This window comes from Streptomyces sp. FIT100 (assembly GCF_024584805.1).
Lineage (GTDB): Bacteria > Actinomycetota > Actinomycetes > Streptomycetales > Streptomycetaceae > Streptomyces.
Genome location: NZ_CP075715.1, coordinates 5,430,993 through 5,450,658 on the forward strand (window position 1 = coordinate 5,430,993; position 19,666 = coordinate 5,450,658).

Consider the following 19,666-nt stretch of genomic DNA (forward strand, 5'->3'; position numbering starts at 1 on the left):
TGCGGGCCCCTGGCCCGCACCCCCTGACGGCACGCACGGAGAATGTGTGCCTCCGGTTCGAACCCTACGTCAACCGCGTCGCTGCGCGACTCCCGGAAGGGTGACCTGGATCCGGCAGCCGCGCTCCGATTCGGCCACTCCGATCCGCCCGCCGTGCAGCTCCACGGCCCAGCGCGCGATGGCCAGGCCAAGACCCGTACCGCCGTCGCTGCCGGGGCCGTGCGGGGCCGGGACGCTGCCCCGGTTGAAGCGTTCGAAGACCTTGTGCCACTCCGACTCCGGGATGCCGGGGCCCTCGTCCCGGACCTCCAGGTCGAGCGACTCCGTCTGCGGACCGCGCCGGGCCCGCACGGTGACCCGGCCGTGCGGCGGGGAGTGCTTCACCGCGTTGTCGATCAGATTGGCGACGACCTGGTGCAGCCGCTCGGCGTCCGCGTGCGCCGTCAGCTCCGGTGGGGACACGTCGAGGTGCAGATGCACGTCCTTGCGGGTGTGACTGCCGGACCCGGAGGAGAGCCCGCGCTGCACGGCGGCCAGATTGGCCTCCTTCAGCACCCCCGACAGATACGGCCACACCTCGAAGCGCCGTGCCCTGAGCGGTACCACACCGTTGTCGAGCCGTGACAGGTCCAGCAGCGTCTCGACGAGCCTGCCGAGCCGCTCCGTCTGCTTCAGCGCCGTCCGCATCGTCTCGGGGTCTGCGGCGGACACCCCGTCCACGACGTTCTCCAGGACCGCGCGCAGCGCCGCGATCGGGGTGCGCAGCTCGTGCGAGACGTTCGCGACGAGCTCCTTGCGGTGCCGGTCCACGGCCTCCAGGTCGTCGGCCATGCGGTTGATCGTGGAGGCGAGGTCGCCGAGCTCGTCACGGCGGCCCGCGCCGCGCACCCGGCGGGTGTAGTCGCCGTGGGATATCGATTTGGCGACCGTGTTCATCTCGTCCAGCGGCGCGGTCAGGCCGTGGGCGACGAACTGCGTGATCAGCAGCGTGGTGATCATCGCGAAGACGGTGACGTAGCGCAGCTCGGCCCCGGTCCTGAAGGCGACCAGCGCGAGGCCGGTCGTGATCAGCACCGACATGACGACCAGTGCGCCGAGCTTGGTCTTGATCGAGATCTCGACCGTGCCCACCTCGGACCGGAGCCGGCTCAGCCGGTTCATGGGGCCGGGGTCTCCAGGGCGTATCCCACGCCGTGGACGGTCCGGATCCGCTCAGCGCCGATCTTGCGGCGCAGCGCCTTGATGTGGCTGTCGACCGTGCGCGTGCCGGAGGCGTCCGCCCAGTCCCAGACCTCGGCGAGGAGCTGCTCGCGCGAGAGCACCGCGCGCGGCGTGTTCGCCAGGCAGACCAGCAGGTCGAACTCGGTGGGGGTGAGGTGCACGTCCTCGCTCCGGACCCGGACCCGGCGCTGCGCGTGGTCGATCTCCAGCTCACCGAGGCGCAGGATGCCGCTGCGCGGCGTCACGGCCGCCAGCGCGGCGCGCTCCACGCGGCGCAGCAGGACGTGCACCCGCGCCGCCAGTTCCCGCATCGAGAACGGCTTGGTCATGTAGTCGTCGGCGCCGACGCCCAGCCCGACCAGCATGTCGGTCTCGTCGTCGCGCGCCGTCAGCATCAGCACCGGCACCGGCCGCTGCGCCTGGACGCGGCGGCAGACCTCCAGGCCGTCGAAGCCGGGCAGCATCACGTCGAGGACCATCAGATCCGGCTGCCATGCCTCGGCCGCGTCGACGGCGGCCGGGCCGTCCGTCGCCGTCTGGACCAGGAAGCCCTCGGCGCGCAGCCGGGCGCCGATGGCCTCGACGATGGTGGTGTCGTCCTCGACCACCAGCACCCGGCGCTGGGCACTGGCCGTCGAGTACGACGCTGCGCCGTTGCTGCTGGTGTGTGTCTGCTCCATCGCCCCGCCCCTGTCGCGCACTGCGAGCTGCGTGTAGTTCGGTGTGTCAGGTCTAGATCGGTGTGTCAGGTCAGTCAGCGTAAAGGCATCGATCGTCTCGCGGCTACGCAGGGCGAACAGCGAGATGGACCACGTCGGGTACGCCTCGGGCAACGTGGACCTCTTCGGTTCTTACCCCGCTGAATCCGGCATTCCGCAATGACTCTTCGAAATCGCCGGAGGGTCTGGCCGACCACACGGCGAGCACCCCGCGGGGGTTCAACCTGCTTGCGCAGGCCGCGAGTCCGGCCGGTGAGTAGAGGCTTCCGTTGTCCTCCGTGACAGTCCAGTCGGGGCCGTTGTCGATGTCGAGGCAGAGCGCGTCGTATGTGTCCGAAGAGTTATGGACGTACGTGACGAGGTCCGTGTGGAGAATCACGGTCCTCGGGTCGGCGAGCGCGCCGGCGGAGATCGCCGCCAAGGGGCCTGACACGTGCCAGTCGATGATCGCCCGCTCGCGCTCGGCGACGGCGATCCGCCCCCAGGAGCGGTCGGCCGCGGCGTGAGCCAGCGAGAAGCCGGCGCCGAGGCCGCCGATGAGCACGGAGGGTGCGCGGGGCGGATCGGGGAGGTCGGCCAGGACGCGACGCGCGGCGTCGATCAGCAGCCGCTCCGACCGGCCGTCCGAAGTGTCCATCAGGAAGCACCCGTTGGCGATGATCTCGTGGACGCTCCGGCCGTCCGGGCCGCCGCGCTCCCGCAGGACGACCTCGCCGTACGGTCCCTCGCGCCGGTCGAGTGTGCGGGGCGCTGAGTCACTGCTGGGCCGCACCATGGACGGCAGGTTACGAGAAGCCCTACGGCGGGCGGCGGGTCTTCATGGCGCCTTCGGGGCGTAGGAGACGCTGACCAGCGGCGCGATCACCCGCCACCCGAGCGACTCGTACAGCCCCCGCCCGTCCGGTGTGCCGCCGAGGACGGCGGCGCCGGCGCCCCGGGCGGCCGCGGCGTCCTGGAGCGTGCGCATCACGAGGCTGCCGAGGCCCTTGCGGCGATGCTCGACGGCTGTCTCGATCTGGTCGATGACCGCGGTCCCGGATCCGCCGGGCAGGGCGATCTGGCCACGGGTCGCGAAGGTGCCGTCATCGGTGGTGACGAGGGCGCGGGTGACACCGCCGCGGGTCCAGCTGCGCAGCCGGTAGCCGGCCGGCACCGGGAGGCGGCCCGCCTCGCGGTGCAGCGACGCCGTCATGAGGAACCCGGGCTCGTCGGGCGTCCAGTCCGGCCCCAGCCAGGGCAGGACCCTCTCCGGTTCCTCGAAGATTTTCAGCCACCGGCCCGGCGTCCGCGCGGCCGCGGCGACCTCGCGGACCGCGGACTCCCCGCCGGCGGTGAGCACATGGCGGGTGGTGTGCCGGGGCAGCCCGACGTCGACGGTGAAACCCCAGGGCTCGGCCAGGGGGTCCGCGGCGCCCCGCGAGACGACCCAGCCGTCCACCCAGTCCCGTACCGCGTCCGGCAGTGATGTAACAGCCGATGTAATAGCCACTGATGTCACCAGGACATTACATCGAGTGGTCGCGGATTCCGGTATCCCCGATCGCTCATAGCGAACATGCCCCGGGGAACAACCGGCACCCCTCCTGCATTGAGTCCATGTAGCTCAACTTGACTGCCGAAGGGGAGATCATGGCTGCTGAGTCCTCGGCCTACAACGACGCCCTCACCCTGCCTGTGCTGCCGCTCGACGACGAGGTCGTGCTGCCCGGGATGGTGGTGCCGCTCGACCTGTCCGACGCCGACGTACGGGCCGCGGTGGAGGCCGCCCAGGCTGCCGCCCGCACCCAGCCGGGCAAGCCCAGGGTGCTGCTCGTCCCGCGCATGGACGGGACCTACGCCGCGACCGGCGTGCTCGGCACCGTCGAGCAGGTCGGCCGGCTCTCCGACGGCGACCCCGGCGCCCTCATCCGAGGCCGCAGCCGGGTGCGCATCGGCGCCGGCACGACCGGACCCGGCGCCGCCCTCTGGGTGGAGGGCCTCGGTGTCGACGAGACCGTGCCGGACCCCCTGCCGGGCTCCGTCACCGAACTCGTCACGGAGTACAAGGCGCTCGCCACCAGCTGGCTGAAGAAGCGCGGCGCCTGGCAGGTCGTCGACCGCGTCCAGCAGATCGACGACGTCTCCGCCCTCGCCGACAACTCCGGGTACTCGCCCTTCCTCACCACCACCCAGAAGGTGGAACTGCTGGAGAGCGCCGACCCGGTCGCCCGGCTGAAGCTCGCCACCGAGCAGCTCCGTGAGCACCTCGCCGAGCAGGATGTGGCCGAGTCCATCGCCAAGGACGTCCAGGAGGGCGTCGACAAGCAGCAGCGCGAGTTCCTGCTGCGCCGCCAGCTCGAAGCCGTGCGCAAGGAGCTGCGCGAGCTGGGCGGCGAGGCCGAGGGCGACGAGTCCGACGACTACCGGGCCCGGGTCGAGGCCGCCGACCTGCCCGAGAAGGTCCGCGAGGCGGCCCTCAAGGAGGTCGACAAGCTGGAGCGGTCCTCCGACCAGAGCCCCGAGGGCGGCTGGATCCGCACCTGGCTCGACACGGTCCTGGAGATGCCCTGGAGCGAGCGTACGCAGGACGCGTACGACATCCAGGGCGCCAAGGCCGTCCTGGACGCCGAGCACGCGGGCCTGGACGACGTGAAGGAGCGGATCACCGAATACCTGGCGGTGCGCAAGCGGCGCACCGACCGGGGGCTCGGCGTGGTCGGCGGGCGGCGCGGGGGAGCGGTTCTCGCGCTCGTCGGCCCGCCGGGCGTGGGCAAGACCTCGCTCGGCGAGTCCGTCGCGCACGCGATGGGACGCAAGTTCGTCCGCGTCGCGCTCGGCGGCGTACGGGACGAGGCGGAGATCCGCGGCCACCGGCGCACCTACGTCGGCGCGCTGCCCGGCCGTATCGTCCGTGCCGTCAAGGAGGCCGGGTCCATGAACCCGGTGGTCCTGCTCGACGAGATCGACAAGGTCGGCTCCGACTTCCGCGGGGACCCGGCGGCGGCGCTGCTGGAGGTCCTGGACCCGGCGCAGAACCACACCTTCCGGGACCACTACCTGGAGGTCGAACTCGACCTGAGCGACGTCGTCTTCCTCGCCACGGCCAACGTCCTGGAGGCCATCCCCGAGGCCCTGCTCGACCGGATGGAGCTGGTCAGGCTCGACGGCTACACCGAGGACGAGAAGGTCGTCATCGCCCGCGACCACCTGCTCACGCGCCAGCTGGAGCGGGCCGGTCTGGCCGGCGGCGAGGTCACCATCGACGAGTCCGCGCTGCGCAGGCTGGCGGGGGAGTACACCCGCGAGGCGGGCGTGCGGACCCTGGAGCGCGCGATCGCCCGGCTGCTGCGGAAGGTGGCGGCCCAGCACGAACTCGGCGAGCGCGAGCTGCCGTTCACCGTCACCGACGCCGATCTGCGAGGGCTGATCGGCCGGCCGCACCACGTCCCCGAGTCCGCCCAGGACCCGGCCGAGCGCCGCACGGCGGTCCCGGGCGTGGCCACCGGCCTGGCCGTCACCGGCGCGGGCGGCGACGTCCTGTACGTCGAGGCGTCACTGGCCGACCCGGAGACGGGCGGAGCGGGGCTGACCCTCACCGGTCAGCTCGGCGATGTCATGAAGGAGTCCGCGCAGATCGCCCTGAGCTTCCTCCGCTCGCACGGTGCGGAGCTGGAGCTGCCCGTGGCCGACCTCAAGGACCGGGGCGTGCACATCCACTTCCCGGCGGGCGCGGTCCCGAAGGACGGCCCGAGCGCCGGCATCACCATGACGACGGCGCTCGCCTCGCTCCTCTCCGGCCGGCTCGTGCGGACGGACGTGGCGATGACCGGCGAGGTCTCCCTGACCGGCCGGGTCCTCCCGATCGGCGGCCTCAAGCAGAAGCTCCTGGCCGCGCACCGGGCGGGGACGACGACCGTGGTCATCCCCAAGCGCAACGAGGCCGACCTCGACGACGTCCCCGCCGAGGTCCTGGAGAAGCTGGACGTCCACCCCGTGACCGACGTCCGCCAGGTCCTGGAACTGGCCCTGGCCCCGGCGGAGGTCCTGGCGGGGGCGGCCGCGTAGTCCCTGACGGGGGCTCGGCCCCCCGGCCTGCCGCTGGGGCTCCGCCCCGGACCCCGGACCCCGGCCCCACTGGGGCTCAGCCCCGGACCCGGGACGGCCTTCGGCCGTGTCCTCAAGCGCCGGAGGGGCTGGACATGCCGGCCCCTCCGGCGCTTGAAGGGGTCCGGGGCGGAGCCCTGAAACCCAGCCCCTCCGGCGTTTGAGGAGCGGGGTCCGGGGCAGCGCCCCGGCGGGGGTTCGGGGCAGCGCCCCCGCAATGAGGTCCGGGGCTCCGCCCCAGTTCGGGAAGGGGCGGGGTGGGGAAAGGTCGCAGGGGCTCAGCCGTTGGCCAGGGCCACCACCCGGTCCAGCGCGCCGTTGAAGCGGTTGTGGTCGCCGACGATCGGGCCCGTCGACGTGTACTGCCACATCGTGTAGTAGGACCAGCCCGCCGGCAGCGTGCCCACCGTCGTGTTGTAGCGCGCCACCCACAGCGGATTGGCCGTGGCGAAGCCGCTGTAGTTGCCGGTGCACTGCGTCCACCAGCTCGTCGCCGTGTAGATCACCGCGTCCCGCCCCGTCCGCGCCTTGTAGCGGTTGAGGAAGTCACGGATCCAGGTCACGATCGCGGACTGCGTCTTCCCGTAGCACGCGTCCCCGTACGGGTTCCACTCGATGTCCAGCACGCCCGGCAGCGTCCTGCCGTCCCGCGACCAGCCACCGCCGTTGTTCACGAAGAAGTCGGCCTGGGCGGTGCCGGTCGTCGTGTCGGGAGTGGCGAAGTGGTACGCGCCGCGGATCATGCCGATGTTGTACGAACCGTTGTACTGCTGTGCGAAGTAGGGATTCTCGTAGTAGGTGCCCTCGGTGGCCTTGACGTAGGCCCATTTCACGCCGCTGCTCCACAGCGACGCCCAGTTGACGTTCCCCTGGTGGCTGGAGACGTCGACGCCTTCGGTCTGGACGGCGCGGCCGTCGCGTGGAAGGCCGCCCTGGCCGTCGTGGGCGACGACGCCCATGCCCAGGTGGGCCGAGCCGCGTGCGGGCGTGTCCCCGGACGCGGCGGCGGCCGAGCCGGGGAGGGCGAAGACGGTGAGGAGGGTGAGGAGGAGGGCCAGGACCACGAAGAGGGCGGCGGTCACGGCGAATCGGGTCGTTCCGGACCTGTGCACGAGCATGACGTGCCTCCGAAAGGCCTCGGTGGGCGTTCAGGGGGATCGGGCGATCTGGGGGATCGCGGGCCGTGGGGGGTGGAGGCCCTGACGGTCTGTCGACATGCCGCCACAGCGGCGGTGATGTGGTGTGGACATGTCATCAATGACGCTAGGTGCGTGGCTGCCCGGGCGGAAGGGGGGCCGGTCCCCGCCGTTGGTCTACGCCTGCGAAATACTGACGGAGCTGCGGCAACGGCCGCCGCCGAAAGAAACTTTCATCATCGGGAAAGCGCGCGAGGGGTGCTGACGTGCACGTAAGCGGTACGGGGAGTGAACCCGGGCCCACTGGCGAAAGTGGTGTGGACCACGACTTCCAGGAGTTCCTCGCGCTGGAACGCGAATTGGCCGTCTTTCTGCGCCGCGCCCGCGCCAACTCGGGGGAGATGGCCCGCGAGGTCCACCCGGAACTGGAGCCCGCCGCCTACGGACTGCTCGTACGCCTGGAGGAGTGCGGGGCGCAGCGCGCCACCGACCTCGCCGTGTACTTCGGCGTCGGCAAGGCGACCATGAGCCGCCAGCTGCGCGCCCTGGAGGAGCTCGGCCTCGTCGACCGCGAGCCCGACCCCGCCGACGGGCGGGCCTCGCTCATCCGGCTCACCGACGAGGGGACCAGCAGGTTCCGGGCCGTACGCAAGGCCAGGCGCGACCGGTACGTACAGAAGCTGGCCGACTGGGACCGCGCCGAGGTCGCCGAACTGGCCCGGCTGCTCCACCAGCTGAACACGAGGGCCGAGGAGAACCCGTAGAGCCGTGGCCAGGCGTGGCCAGGCGGGGGAGCCGGGGGAGCCAGAGGAGCCAGGGGGCCGGGGAGCCGAGGGAGCTGTGGCGGCCGTGGGGCTACAGCTCCGCGTACACCGCCGTCGCGTCGTCGTGGGTCTTCCAGCGCCGGAGCCCGCCCCGCTCCGCGTCCGCGCGCTCCAGCGCCCGCACCCTTTCGACCAGGCCGTGCGGCCCCTCCTTGTGCAGCAGCCCGAGCAGTTCCGTCCAGTCGCCCTCGTCGAAGAGGTCCGTCCAGCGGGACGCCCCGTCGGTGAGCGCCGCGACCGCCCGCACCTGCCCGCGCGGCGTCCGGCCCGTCACCGCGCGCTCCGCCACCGAGGGGTCGGCGGCCGCCGTGAAGAAACCGCCCTCCTGGTTGCGCAGGGCATCGGTCGCGCTCAGCGAGCGGAGGACCTCCCGGGGGATCCGGTCCAGCCGGTCGTCCAGCACCGCCCGTACCCCGCCGTCCGGCGCGGCGAGGAGCAGCGCCGAGTCGGAGAGCACGAGATGCTCCACCCACTCCTCGTCCCAGCGTGCGACGACGACCGTCGCCTGGGGCGTGCGCACGTGAGAAAGGTCACAGGTCTCGCGGTGGGCGTCTGCGGTGCGCCTGATGGACAGCGCGAGGGCCTCGGTCAGGGGCATATCCCGCCGTGAACCGGACAGTTCGATCAGAGCCCCGCCCAGCCGGGCGGTGAACCACGGCACTCCGTGCACACATCCGTCGTCCCCCGCGGGTGGAGTGACCCCGTCCAGGACCACCAGGGTTCCGCCCCGGCCTCCGGCAGGGAGGGCGACGGAAGCCCAGTCCTCGTTGGGGCGTTCGGGATCGCCGGGGGCGGACGTGAGTTCGCAGCGCATGATCCCCAGTCTGCCCGAGCCCTCACGAGACCTTCACGAACCCCGCTGAGCGGTGCAACAGGCCCGGAATATCGGCGAGACCGTGGGCTTTGGGTCGGAATGATCGACTCCGGCGCGCTGCGGGCGGGCATCCTGCCAAAGCCCGCTCCGAAGGTCCACCCGGCGCTCCGGACGGGGCCCGGTCGCGTCCACCGAAGAGTTGTTGAGCAACTCCCGAGTGATGTTCACTCGTTCGGGTGGCGGAGCGGCCGATGCGTATCCCCCTCCCAAAAGCGCTGGAATGGTCGTAAGCCGTACCAGGGGTGGGGAGCGTTCTCGTGGAGTGACCGGCCGTCACCTCTGCTTCATGGGCGGACGAGTCGAGAATGCGAGCACCGGTGCAGAAGAAGCGGCCTCGGGGCAAGGGCGGAACGCCCGGTACGGCGTCTTCGGGGCGGGAGACCACCAGCCCCTCGACCCCGGCGGGGACTTCCGGGGTCTCGCCCGCAGGCGCCCCGGCGCCCGCGGACACCTTCCCCGCGGACACCTTCCGGGCCGGACCCGCCCGGCCCGCCCCGGCCGATCCCGGGCTGCTCCCCGGCGGGCGCCCCGTCCGGGTCCGCCGCAGGCTCGTCGCAGGCGTCGCGGCCGTCTCCCTCACCGTGATCGCGGCGGGTGCGCCGGCGATCCTGCTGGCCTCCCGGGACCTCACCGAGTCCCAGGGCCTCGTCACGCTCGCCGCGCTCAACCGGCAGGCCGTCACCCTCGCCCACTCGCTCGCCGACGAGCGCGACGAGGTCACGGCCTACATCGCGGCGGGCCGCGAGGAGCAGAGCGGCGAGAAGAAGGACCGCCGCGAGATCTCCGACAGCCGCAGCGCCCGCGTCGACCGCCAGATCGACGAGATCCGCGGCAACGTCCCGGACGACCACGCCGAGCTGAGCCGCGACCTCGCCGCCGTGCCGACCGTGCGGCGCACCGCGCTCACCGGCAAGGGCAGCGCCCTGGAGGCGTACAAGGCGTACACGGACGTCATCGGCGCGCTCCACTCGCTCGCCGACGAGCTCGCCGAGAAGACCCCGGCCCGCGCCGACGGCGCCGACCGGGGCCCGGCCGCCCTCGGCCTCGCCGTCGAGCAGGCGTCGGCCACCCGCGGTCTGCTGCTCGCCGCGCTCTCCGTGCCCGCCCCGGAGAGCGACGGCCCCACCTACGACCCCGTCACCGGCCTGCTCGTCGAGGACGAGGGCGACGAGAAGACCGAGGCCGCCCGTGGCGTCCTGAGCGCCGCCGCCCAGCAGGCACGGGTGCGCGAACTCGCCGCGCTCGCCGACTTCGACCAGGCCGCGGCCGCCGACGCCAGGGGCCGGCTCTCGGCCACCGTCACCGGCCCCGACGTCAAGACCGCCGAGGGCTATCTCACCCGCCTCACGGACCAGCCCGAACTCTCCGAGAAGGACCTCGACTCGAACCGCGAGAAGGTCGAGTCCTCGCTCTCCGCCCGCATCGAGCAGATGCGGAGCGTCGAATCCGCGCTCGCCTCCGCCCAGGCCCAGGGGCTGGAGCGGCTGCGCGACGACGACGTCACCGCCCTGGAGCTGCGCATCGGGCTGCTCGGCGGCTGCCTGCTCGTCGCCATCGGCATCTCCGCGGCCGTGGCCCGCAGCCTCACCCGCCCGCTCGCGGTGCTGCGGATCGGCGCCGCCCGGCTCGCCGGGGCGCCCGAATCCGAGGCGCCCATCCGCTTCACCGGCAGGAACGACGAGTTCGCGCAGGTCGTACGGTCCCTCAACACCGTCCACGGCAAGCTGCTCGACCTCGCCGCCCGGGCCGATGCGCTGGACACCTCGCGGGACGATCTGGGCTCCGCCCGTGAGGAACTGGCCACCCAGCGCGCCGAACTCCAGGCCCGCACCGCCGAGGTGACCGCGGAGCTGGAGAAGCTCCGCGAGACCGTCAGCCACACCTTCGTCAACCTCGCCCTGCGCAGCCTCGGGCTCGTCGAGCGGCAGCTCGGCGTCATCGAGAAGCTGGAGGAGCGGGAGCAGGACCCGGAGCGGCTCGCCACCCTCTTCAAGCTCGACCACATGGCCACCGTCATGCGCCGCCACAGCGAGAACCTGCTGGTGCTCGCGGGCGCCGAGCACGGGCACGCGCACCAGGGGCCCGTCCCGCTGGTCGACGTCATGCGGGCCGCGGTCAGCGAGATCGAGCGGTACGAGCGCATCACCATCCAGTCACTGCCGCCCCACGCGCAGGTCGCCGGCTTCGCCGCGGACGACCTGAGCCATCTGGTGGCCGAACTGCTGGAGAACGCCACGTCGTTCTCCCCGCCCGACGCGCAGGTCGAGCTCTCCGGCTGGCTGCTGGAGAGCGGGGAGGTCATGCTCTCCGTCCAGGACGAGGGCATCGGCATGACCCCGGACCGGCTCGCCGAGCTCAACGCGCGGCTCGCCGCCGCCGAGCCCGCCGACGCCGACGCCGGTGGTGAGGGTCTCGGACTGCGGGTGGCCGCGCTGCTCGCCCGCCGGCACGGAGTACGCGTCCAGCTGCGCGAGCAGAAGCAGGGCGGGGTCGCCGCGGTCGTCGTCCTGCCGAAGGCGCTGCTGCCGACCGAGCCGCCCACCGCGCCCCCGCAGTCGGCGCTCGTGCCGGGTGGCGCCCCTGTGCTGAACCTCCCGGGCTCGGTCGCCGAGGCCAACTCCAACGCACTTCCGGGCCGGTCGGCTGCCCGCGACCCGCTGGTGGCGGCGGCCGAGCAGTCCGTCCGCGAGGCGGAGCGGGCGTCGCGGGACCAGGACCAGGCGGAGGTGGAGGCGCAGGCGGAGTCCGAGGTCACCGCCGCACCCGAGCCGGCTGCCGTACCCGAGCGGGCTGCCGTACCCGAGCCGATCGCCGTGCCCGAGCCCGCTCATGAGCCGGTGCCCCAGCCCGCTCATGAGCCGGTCGCCGCGCCCGAGCCGGAAACCGAGCCCGAGCTCACCCTCCAGGTCCGCCTCCCGCGCCCGCCGGCCGAGCCCGACGCCCACGAGCGGGTCGCCGACGGGGCGGACGGGACCGACGAGGACGATCCGCTCACCGACAAGGGCCTGCCCAAGCGCACCCCCAAGACCGTCGCCGCCCCCGTCGCGCCCAGGGCGCGCACCGGGTCCGTCGACGCCGACGAGCTGCGCCGCCGCCTCGGCGGCTTCCACCAGGGCGCCAAGGAGGGCCGCCGCGAAGTCGAGGCGGAGCTCTCCGAATCCACTCAGAACATCCCGTTGGTACACGACCAGGACCAGGAACACAGCGAGGAATCGGGGGACACCGTCGAGGAGGCACGTAGTTGACCGCGACCGGCACATTCGGGCTGAGCAGTGAAGCCCGCAATCTCCACTGGCTGTTGGGAAACCTCGTCGAAGAGGTACCGGGAGTCCGCTCCGTCGCGGTCGTGTCATCCGACGGACTCCTCCTGCTGTCGTCCGACCCGGCGCACAACACCGCCTCCGCCCCGGCGCCCACCACCCCGCGCCGGGACGGCCCCCGCGGCTCCAGCGCCGACCTCGCCACCATCGTCTCCGGCGTCGCCAGCCTCACCATCGGCGCGGCCAAGCTGATGGACGGCGGCGGGGTCAAGCAGACCATGGTCGCGATGGACGAGGGCAGCGTCTTCGTGATGTCCATCAGCGACGGCTCACTGCTCGGCGTGCACGCCACACCCGACTGCGACATGAGCGTCGTCGCCTACCACATGGCGCTCTTCGTCGGCCGCGCCGGACACGTCCTCACCCCCGAACTCCGCAGCGAGCTGCGCAAATCGTTGGAGAGCGCCCAGTGATGTCCGCCGCCGTACCCGCCCCCCGGCTCCCCGTGCGCGGCGAGAGCAAACGCCCCGCCCGCGTCCGTCCGTACTCGCTCACCGGTGGCCGCACCCGCTTCGGCCACGTCCTGCTCGTCGAGACCTTCGTCGCCGCCCTCGAAGCGGGGGACGAGCGCAAGGAACTGACGAACGGAAACCTCACCTCCCGCGTCATGCCGGAGATGCGGGCCATCGTCGAGCTCTGCCGCCGGATGCGTACCGTCGCCGAGATCTCGGCGCTGCTGAAGATGCCGCTGGGCGTCGTACGCGTGCTGCTCAGCGACCTCGCGGACCAAGGAAAGATACGTGTGTACGGCACCGGGTACGGCGAGGGCCGTCCCGACCGCGCGCTGCTCGAAAGGGTGCTGAGTGGACTCCGTCGTCTCTGACCTCCCCGCCGCCGTGGAGGACGAGAACGTACAGCCCTGGCAGAACGACCGCACCCGCGCCCCGATCGCCACCAAGATCGTGGTCGCGGGCGGCTTCGGGGTGGGCAAGACGACCTTCGTCGGCGCGGTCTCCGAGATCACACCGCTCCAGACCGAGGCGCTGATGACCCGGGCGAGCGAGGACACCGACGACCTCACCGCGACGCCCGGCAAGCTCACCACGACCGTCGCCATGGACTTCGGGCGGATCACGCTCGACAACGACCTCGTGCTGTACCTCTTCGGCACCCCGGGCCAGCAGCGCTTCTGGTTCATGTGGGACGACCTGGTACGCGGTGCGATCGGCGCGGTCGTGATGGCAGACACCCGCCGGCTGAAGGACTGCTTCCCCGCGCTCGACTACTTCGAGAGCTGCGGACTGCCGTACGTCGTCGCCGTCAACCACTTCGAGGGGACGCCGGCCTACGAGGCCGACGACGTCCGGGAAGCCCTGACGATACCCCCGCACGTCCCGGTCGTGATCATGGACGCGCGCAAGCGGATCACGGTGGTCGAGGCGCTGCTGGCGCTGGTGGCGCACGCCCTCGACGCCACCCCCGAGTAGCCCGAGTAGAAAGAGCCCCGCCATGCGGAAGATCCTCATAGTCGGCGCCGGTCAGTCCGGACTCCAGCTCGCCCTCGGCCTGCAGGCGCAGGGATACGAGGTCACCCTCATGTCCAACCGCACGGCGGACGAGATCCGGTCCGGCCGGGTCATGTCCACCCAGTGCATGTTCGACACGGCGCTCCAGCACGAGCGGGATCTCCAGATCAACTTCTGGGAGTCCCAGGCCCCGGAGATCGAGGGCCTCGGCGTCTCCGTCGCCGGACCGCTCGCGGTCGAAACGAACACAGCCCCGAGGGTCATCGACTGGGTGGGCAAGCTCGACGGCTACGCCCAGTCCGTCGACCAGCGCGTGAAGATGGCCGGCTGGATGGAGACCTTCGCCCAGCGCGGCGGCCAGCTCGTCATCCACGGTGCCGCCGTCTCCGACCTGGACTACTTCTCCCGCACGTACGACCTGGTGCTGGTCTCCGCCGGCAAGGGCGAGCTCGTGTCGATGTTCGGCCGTGACGCCTCCCGCTCCCCGTACGCCGAGCCGCAGCGCGCCCTGGCCGTCGCCTACGTCCACGGGCTCGGCCCGCGCCCCGAGCACCCCGACTACGACGCGGTCCGCTGCAACCTCGTGCCCGGCGTCGGCGAGCTCTTCGTGATGCCGACCCTCACCACCTCCGGCCGCGCCGACATCCTCTTCTGGGAGGGCATCCCCGGCGGCCCGCTCGACGTCTTCCAGGGGGTGAAGGACCCCGCCGAGCACCTTTCCCTCACCCTGGAGCTGATGGAGCGGTTCACGCCGTGGGAGTACGCCCGCGCGACCAAGGTGGAGCTGACGGACGCCAACGGCACGCTCGCGGGCCGGTACGCCCCGACCGTGCGCAACCCCATCGGCCGACTGCCCGGCGGCGGCCTCGCCCTCGGTGTCGCCGACGTCGTCGTCGCCAACGACCCGATCACCGGCCAGGGTTCCAACTCGGCCTCGAAGTGCGCCGCGGCGTATCTCGCCTCGATCGTCGAGCACGGCGACAAGCCGTTCGACGAGGAGTGGATGCAGTCCGCCTTCGACCGCTACTGGGACACCGCCCAGCACGTCACCAAGTGGACCAACGCGATGCTCGGCGTCCCGCCGGAGCACGTCCTCAACCTCATCGGCGCGGCCGGCGGACTCCAGCCGGTGGCCGACCGCTTCGCGAACGGGTTCGACGACCCGGCCGACTTCGAGAACTTCTTCTATGAGCCCGAGAAGACGGCCGCGTACCTGGCCGAGGTGACCTCCGCCTCCGCTTAGGCGATGCCCGGCGGAGTACGCCGCGTTGGCGGAGGCATCCCCGTACGTCCCGTACGAGGCTGAACGTCCGCCGTGCGGCCGTTCGCACGGAGCTGTCCGCCGGACACGGCCGAGGTGCTGTCGGGCGTCGCCGGTTGTGTGGGGCCGGAGCCGTCGGACGGCTTCGGCCGCCCGGCGTCCGGGGCGTAAGAGCTGCCGCCGAGCAGTTGTTGGGTCCCGCCTGTGCGCGCGCCCTCCAGTTGCGCGAGCTGGGCGAGCTCGGCCGGGGAGAGCGATGCCAGGAGCTCCTCCACCTGCCGCAGCCGCGTCCGGACGGCGTCACGCTGCTCGCGGTGCCGCTCGGCGAGAGTCTGCTGGGCGTCGAGCGCCTTGCGCGACCGGGTCGCCAGCGCGTCGGCGTACAGTTCGCCGCGCTCCAGACGGGCGATCGTGGCGAGCCGGTGCCGGGCCATGCGCTCCATCAGGTACTCCCGGTCCAGGGCCTGCCGGGGGTTCTCGGCGAGCAGCAGCTCCAGGTACCGGGAGAGGTCGGAGCTGCCCCGGTACTGCTGGCGGGCGAGCTCACCGGCGTCGGCGCGGCTGCGCGCGAGCGCGTTGCGTGCCTCGGCGAGCTCGGTGCCGAGGCGCCGTGTCTCGGCGGCCTGCGCCGCCAGCAGCTCCCCGGTCGCCTTGAACGTCTTGCTCGCCTCCTCCGCCCGCCGGTACAGCCCCCGCAGATCGGTGAGCAGTCCGGCGACGCCCGTCGCCCGTGGAGCGGGCGCAGGAACGGGCGCCGGGGCCGGTGCCCCGGTGGCCGGCGCGGCCGCGACCGCCGTGGCGAGTGCGGCGGTACAGGCGGTGCAGACCGCCTTCAGCAGCAGGGGGCATGACATGTCATCACCTCCGGGTTCGCGCGGGACGGGGCGGCGGCCCATGGCGACGATGCTGAGTCGGCGGGAGGCGGAGCGCCTCACGGGTGGCCGGATCGGCCCAAGCGGATCACCCGGTGGGGGAGGGTCCGGTGGTGCGCCCGCGCGCCTGTTGGACCGTCAGCCGAGGGGCAGCGCGTAGAAGGCGCGGTCGCGCCACACGACGGCGGTGCTTCCGGCGACCAGCGCGCGGTAGCCGGGGACCGCTGTCCGGCCGCCCGCCTCCTGGAACTTCCACAGCCGGCTGCCGTCCGCCGTGCTGAACGCCGTGACCTGCGTGGACTCCAGGACCAGTGCGGTCCGGCCGCCCGCGGACAGCAGCACCCGCGAGCGCTCCCCGGCGGCCGGGGCGGGGTCGCTGCCGGCCTCCGTCGACTGCGCCCAGCGGGTGGCGCCGGTCGCGGCGTCGAGCGCGAACAGCTGATGGCCGGCGGTCGGCACATAGACCGTGCCGTCCCGGACCACACCCTCGCCGGAGGCGCCGCCGGCCCGCCACAGCCGGGTGCCGCTGCGGGTGTCGTACGCGTACAGGCCGTCGGCCGCCGCCGCGTACAGCGTGGCCGACGGGTCGCCGGAGACGGCGGCGTCCTGGAGGACCGTGCCGAAGTACTTGCTCCACAGGAGCTTTCCGCCCGCCCGGTCGTACAGGGAGAACAGCGCGCGGCCCCTGTTCGCCTTCACCTGCTGCGGTGTCAGCGAGGCGCCGTCCTGCCGTACGAGAATCCCGTCGGGGCGGACGGCGACGCCCTGGTAGCGCGGGACGACGCCGGGGGCGCGGCCGCCCGGGACCTGGGTGCGCCACAGCTCCTTGCGGGCGGCGGTGTCGTACGCGAAGAGGTACGTCCCCGAGCCCGCGGTGCCGGAGAACCAGACGACCGGGCCCTCGGCGGCGGCCACGGCGCTCACGTGCGCGGGCGCGGCGACGCGGTGCCGGACGGAGCCGTCCTTCGGTGAAAGCCACACGAAATGCGTCGCGCCGAGGACGAACACGGCGTCGCCCGCGACGACGGGCCCGTGCGCGGACCCCGCGGCGGCGGTCTGCGCCCACAGCCGCCGGCCGGTGCGCAGATCGACGCCGGTGCACTGCGTGGCGTCGCCCACGACGACGACACGGTCGCGCCACGCGGCCGCCCGCAGCACGCCTTGCACGGGGTGCCGGTACGCCCACCGCGGCACGGGCGGCACGCCCGGCAGCGGTTTCGCGGCGGGCCGGGCCTCGGCCGGAACGGCCTTCTCGCCCCCTCCGCTCAGCGCAACGCCGAGGCCGCCCCCGACCACCAGCCCGACGGCGCCGGCCACACCCGCAGCGACCACCACACGCCGTTCCGCGCCGGCCCTCGCGGCCAGCACGGACGCGGTGAGCGGCGACTTGCCCCCGTCCCCGCCGCCGGCGGACGGTGCCATCGCCTCCCCCGCGGGCCGGCTCCGCGGGACGCCCAGTGCCGCGGTGACCTTGTCGCCGCCGCGCCCGCCGCGCCCGCCGTATCCGCCTTGCTCGCCGCCGGTCCCGAACTCCGGGGAGCCTGCGGGTGCCGCCGGGGCACGAGGTGGTGCGGACGGGGGCCCAGGGACGGAACCGGCGTCGGTGCGGAGCGCCAGGGTGGTGCGGCCGTGCACGGCGGGGCCGGCGGCGGTTGTGGCGGCGGGCGCCGTGGCGGGCACGGCCGTGGGCGCGGGTGCGGGGAGCTCCGGAAGGGCGTCGGCCTGCGGCCGGACGAGGCGCGCGACCGCGTCCGCACGGGCGGACAGGGCGGCGAGCAGCGGGTCCGGGAGCCAGCCGTCCTTGGCCAGGGCCGCCGCGCCCTCCAACGCCAGAGTGGCCGCCGCCGTGCCAGCGGTCGGGCGGTCGGCGGGGGACTTGGCCAGGCAGGAGGCCAGCAGCTCGCGCAAGCCCTCGGGGACGCCGTCCAGTTCGGGTTCCGCGTCGGCGATGGCCGGGCCGTCGGGGAACGGGTCCGTGCCCGTCGACGCGTACGCCAGCAGCAGGCCGAGGACGAAGACGTCGGACGCCGTGCCGGGCTTGTCGCCGGTGAGCTGCTCCGGAGTGAGGTAGCCGAGGCGCACCGACAGACCGCCGCCCGGGACCGCCTCGGCGCGGGCCGCCGCGCCCAGGGCGCCGAAGGCCGCGAGCCGGGGACCGTCTGCGGCCAGCAGGACGGTCTCCGGGGCGAGGCCGTGCAGCACGGTGCCGGTGGCGTGGACCCGGGAGAGGGTCTCGGCGAGGCCCGCGCCGAGTATCCGTACCGCGCGCTCCTTGAGCGGGCCCGCGAGCGCGATCGCCTCGCCGAGCGTGACGGCGGGGACGTATGCGTGCGCGGTCCACGGCCCGGGGTCGTCCGTGCCCGTGCGGACGGGGGCGAGGACCCAGCCCCCGGCGAGCCGCTCCGCCGTGCGGGCCTCCGCCTCGAAGCGGCGCCGGAACGCGGGGAGCGCGGCGAGCTCCGCACGGGCGAGGGAGACGACGACGGCGGCAGTGCCGTCCGCGTCCTCGCCCCGGGCGACGTAATGGACCGTGCTCGCCGTCTCCCGGGAGCGTGCCAGCGCCGTGTACGGGCCGATGCGGCGCGGGTCCCCGTCCCGCAGCGGCTCGGGCAGCGGCAGCGGCAGTGGCTCCATCGGCGAGTCCCCCCTCGTACGGTCGCCTTGATCCTATTCGGCCCGCTTCGGCTTCGACCAGGGCCAGTTGAGCCTCCGGCGCTCGCGCCCCTGGGGCGCGTACTCGTACTTCCAGCCGCGCGGCAGCCCGAGCCGTTTGGTGTGGCCCGAGGGGACGCGGCGGTACGCGTGCACGGTGGGCGGGCCGCCGGCGTCGTCCGGCACCGGAACCTCGTACCAGAGCGGAGGGTTGCCGGTGGGGCCGACGAGAACGGGCAGGACCCGCCCGTCCAGGGGGCCGCCGACGAAGGGGGTGTTCTCGCTTCTCACGCGCCCAGTCTCGCGCAGGCGGGCGATGCCGTCCCTTCGGCCCGGGGTGCGGGGGTGCGGGGGTCCGGGGAGCAGCGGCGCGGCCGTTCCCGTCACCGCTCCCGGGAATCGGAGGGGTGCAGGAGGTGGCCGCCTTCGCCCACGACGGGGAGCGCGCGCCGCAGCAGCGCCGCGACCGGGCCCGTCGCGGTCTCCAGCGCGAGCAGCTTCCTCACGACCCCCGCGGTCTCCTCGTCGGATGCCGCCGTCGCGACCAGCAGCCCGATGAGGTGGTCGACGAGCCACTCCCGCAGCTCCGGGGCCGGGGGCAGCTTCTCCTCGTCCAGCCAGATCAGCGAGGCCGCCTCGACGGCGGCGATCCATGTGCGCACCATCATCCGCAGCCGTGCGCCCGCCTCCGTGACCCCGAGGTGGACCAGGATCTGCTCGGCGGCGGCGCGCCGCACCTCGTCGACGATCGCGGTGGTGCGGGACGTCTCGGCGACGCTCCCGCCGCGCAGCAGTGCGCTGAACCCGGCGTCGTGCTCGTCGACGAAGACGAGGTAGCGGTCCAGCACCCGGCCGAGGCGTTCGGTGGGCGGCCCGGTGGTCGGCTCCGCGAAGCACAGCACGATCGCGTCGGCGGAGCTGCGCAGGGCCGCCTCGTACAACTGCTGCTTCCCGCCCGGGAAGTAGCGGTAGACCAGCGGCCGGGAGACCCCGGCGGCCTCGGCGACGTCGTCGAGCGACACGTCCTCGGGCGCGCGGTGGGCGAACAGCGTGAGGGCGGCGCGGAGCAGCTGGCTGCGCCGCTCCTCGACGCTGAGGCGCCGGTACGCGCGGTTCGCCGCGGGAGCAGTCGGGGTCATACGGGCAGCGTAACCGTCGCGGTCGCGCCGCGGCCTCGGGAAGCGGCGGAGGCGGCCGGCACCGAGGGGCCCGCAGCGGGGCCCGCAGCGGCGGGGCCC

17 protein-coding genes are annotated in these 19,666 nt (G+C 73.3%); 7 read left to right on the forward strand and 10 right to left on the reverse strand.

The window, feature by feature from the left end; all coding sequences use genetic code 11:
* Positions 1-69: 69 nt before the first annotated feature.
* From KK483_RS24550 to KK483_RS24565, 4 genes are all read right to left on the reverse strand, one after another.
* Positions 70-1,161 (reverse strand): HAMP domain-containing sensor histidine kinase, encoded by a 1,092-nt coding sequence (locus KK483_RS24550; protein WP_262007393.1) that lies wholly within the window; start codon positions 1,159-1,161, stop codon positions 70-72.
* Entirely contained in the window at positions 1,158-1,901 is a 744-nt protein-coding gene (locus KK483_RS24555) for a response regulator transcription factor (RefSeq protein ID WP_242329833.1), read from the reverse strand. The genes KK483_RS24550 and KK483_RS24555 overlap by 4 nt, the downstream gene beginning before the upstream one ends.
* Positions 1,902-2,004: 103 nt before the next feature.
* Positions 2,005-2,715 (reverse strand): spermidine synthase, encoded by a 711-nt coding sequence (locus tag KK483_RS24560; protein ID WP_262007394.1) that lies wholly within the window; start codon positions 2,713-2,715, stop codon positions 2,005-2,007.
* Positions 2,716-2,757: 42 nt separating this feature from the next.
* On the reverse strand, positions 2,758-3,429 hold the full coding sequence (locus KK483_RS24565; protein WP_262007395.1) for a GNAT family N-acetyltransferase: 672 nt from the start codon (positions 3,427-3,429) through the stop codon (positions 2,758-2,760).
* A gap of 140 nt (positions 3,430-3,569) precedes the next feature.
* On the opposite strand from KK483_RS24565, the gene lon reads away from it, so the two are divergent.
* Complete coding sequence (lon, locus tag KK483_RS24570; RefSeq protein WP_262007396.1) at positions 3,570-5,984, forward strand: endopeptidase La; 2,415 nt, start codon at positions 3,570-3,572, stop codon at positions 5,982-5,984.
* 317 nt (positions 5,985-6,301) lie between these two features.
* On the opposite strand, the gene KK483_RS24575 is transcribed toward lon, so the two are convergent.
* Positions 6,302-7,141, reverse strand: coding sequence for a lysozyme (locus KK483_RS24575; RefSeq protein ID WP_262007397.1), 840 nt, complete (start codon positions 7,139-7,141; stop codon positions 6,302-6,304).
* Positions 7,142-7,425: 284 nt separating this feature from the next.
* Here KK483_RS24575 and KK483_RS24580 point away from each other — a divergent pair, with 284 nt between their 5' ends.
* Positions 7,426-7,923, forward strand: a complete 498-nt coding sequence (locus tag KK483_RS24580) for a MarR family winged helix-turn-helix transcriptional regulator (protein WP_262007398.1) — start codon at positions 7,426-7,428, stop codon at positions 7,921-7,923.
* A gap of 91 nt (positions 7,924-8,014) precedes the next feature.
* Here KK483_RS24580 and KK483_RS24585 read toward each other — a convergent pair whose 3' ends face one another.
* Positions 8,015-8,797 (reverse strand): protein phosphatase 2C domain-containing protein, encoded by a 783-nt coding sequence (locus KK483_RS24585; protein WP_262007399.1) that lies wholly within the window; start codon positions 8,795-8,797, stop codon positions 8,015-8,017.
* Positions 8,798-9,162: 365 nt separating this feature from the next.
* Here KK483_RS24585 and KK483_RS24590 point away from each other — a divergent pair, with 365 nt between their 5' ends.
* Genes KK483_RS24590 through KK483_RS24610 form a run of 5 tightly spaced genes read left to right on the forward strand, consistent with a single transcriptional unit; the run spans position 9,163 to position 14,886 of the window.
* The gene (locus KK483_RS24590) at positions 9,163-12,102 is read left to right on the forward strand and encodes a nitrate- and nitrite sensing domain-containing protein (RefSeq protein WP_262007400.1); all 2,940 of its coding nucleotides are present in this window, start codon (positions 9,163-9,165) and stop codon (positions 12,100-12,102) included.
* Positions 12,099-12,590, forward strand: a complete 492-nt coding sequence (locus KK483_RS24595; RefSeq protein WP_262007401.1) for a roadblock/LC7 domain-containing protein — start codon at positions 12,099-12,101, stop codon at positions 12,588-12,590. The genes KK483_RS24590 and KK483_RS24595 overlap by 4 nt, the downstream gene beginning before the upstream one ends.
* Positions 12,590-13,000 (forward strand): DUF742 domain-containing protein, encoded by a 411-nt coding sequence (locus KK483_RS24600; protein ID WP_262007402.1) that lies wholly within the window; start codon positions 12,590-12,592, stop codon positions 12,998-13,000. The genes KK483_RS24595 and KK483_RS24600 overlap by 1 nt, the downstream gene beginning before the upstream one ends.
* Positions 12,981-13,604: an ATP/GTP-binding protein gene (locus KK483_RS24605; protein WP_262007403.1), complete on the forward strand. Its 624-nt coding sequence runs from the start codon at positions 12,981-12,983 to the stop codon at positions 13,602-13,604. The genes KK483_RS24600 and KK483_RS24605 overlap by 20 nt, the downstream gene beginning before the upstream one ends.
* Before the next feature lie 22 nt (positions 13,605-13,626).
* Positions 13,627-14,886, forward strand: a complete 1,260-nt coding sequence (locus tag KK483_RS24610) for a styrene monooxygenase/indole monooxygenase family protein (protein WP_262007404.1) — start codon at positions 13,627-13,629, stop codon at positions 14,884-14,886.
* On the opposite strand, the gene KK483_RS24615 is transcribed toward KK483_RS24610, so the two are convergent.
* The 4 genes from KK483_RS24615 to KK483_RS24630 form a co-directional block, all read right to left on the reverse strand.
* Positions 14,883-15,758 carry a hypothetical protein gene (locus KK483_RS24615; protein ID WP_262007405.1) on the reverse strand — a complete coding sequence of 292 codons (876 nt, stop codon included), beginning with the start codon at positions 15,756-15,758 and terminating at the stop codon, positions 14,883-14,885. The two genes, KK483_RS24610 and KK483_RS24615, sit on opposite strands and share 4 nt — an antisense overlap.
* Before the next feature lie 156 nt (positions 15,759-15,914).
* Positions 15,915-18,410, reverse strand: coding sequence for a PQQ-binding-like beta-propeller repeat protein (locus KK483_RS24620; RefSeq protein ID WP_262007406.1), 2,496 nt, complete (start codon positions 18,408-18,410; stop codon positions 15,915-15,917).
* Positions 18,411-18,443: 33 nt separating this feature from the next.
* Complete coding sequence (locus KK483_RS24625) at positions 18,444-18,719, reverse strand: hypothetical protein (RefSeq protein ID WP_262007407.1); 276 nt, start codon at positions 18,717-18,719, stop codon at positions 18,444-18,446.
* A 92-nt stretch (positions 18,720-18,811) separates the two neighbouring features.
* Positions 18,812-19,567 (reverse strand): TetR/AcrR family transcriptional regulator, encoded by a 756-nt coding sequence (locus tag KK483_RS24630; protein WP_262007408.1) that lies wholly within the window; start codon positions 19,565-19,567, stop codon positions 18,812-18,814.
* Positions 19,568-19,666: the final 99 nt, after the last annotated feature.

Bases quoted from the DNA above. Each gene is read 5' to 3' on its own strand.
- KK483_RS24620 (WP_262007406.1), bottom strand. From the start codon at position 18,410: ATGGAGCCACTGCCGCTGCCGCTGCCCGAGCCGCTGCGGGACGGGGAC.
- KK483_RS24555 (WP_242329833.1), bottom strand. From the start codon at position 1,901: ATGGAGCAGACACACACCAGCAGCAACGGCGCAGCGTCGTACTCGACG.
- KK483_RS24615 (WP_262007405.1), bottom strand. From the start codon at position 15,758: ATGTCATGCCCCCTGCTGCTGAAGGCGGTCTGCACCGCCTGTACCGCC.
- KK483_RS24585 (WP_262007399.1), bottom strand. From the start codon at position 8,797: ATGCGCTGCGAACTCACGTCCGCCCCCGGCGATCCCGAACGCCCCAAC.
- KK483_RS24560 (WP_262007394.1), bottom strand. From the start codon at position 2,715: ATGGTGCGGCCCAGCAGTGACTCAGCGCCCCGCACACTCGACCGGCGC.
- KK483_RS24600 (WP_262007402.1), top strand. From the start codon at position 12,590: ATGTCCGCCGCCGTACCCGCCCCCCGGCTCCCCGTGCGCGGCGAGAGC.
- KK483_RS24550 (WP_262007393.1), bottom strand. From the start codon at position 1,161: ATGAACCGGCTGAGCCGGCTCCGGTCCGAGGTGGGCACGGTCGAGATC.
- lon (WP_262007396.1), top strand. From the start codon at position 3,570: ATGGCTGCTGAGTCCTCGGCCTACAACGACGCCCTCACCCTGCCTGTG.
- KK483_RS24590 (WP_262007400.1), top strand. From the start codon at position 9,163: ATGCGAGCACCGGTGCAGAAGAAGCGGCCTCGGGGCAAGGGCGGAACG.
- KK483_RS24630 (WP_262007408.1), bottom strand. From the start codon at position 19,567: ATGACCCCGACTGCTCCCGCGGCGAACCGCGCGTACCGGCGCCTCAGC.
- KK483_RS24575 (WP_262007397.1), bottom strand. From the start codon at position 7,141: ATGCTCGTGCACAGGTCCGGAACGACCCGATTCGCCGTGACCGCCGCC.
- KK483_RS24610 (WP_262007404.1), top strand. From the start codon at position 13,627: ATGCGGAAGATCCTCATAGTCGGCGCCGGTCAGTCCGGACTCCAGCTC.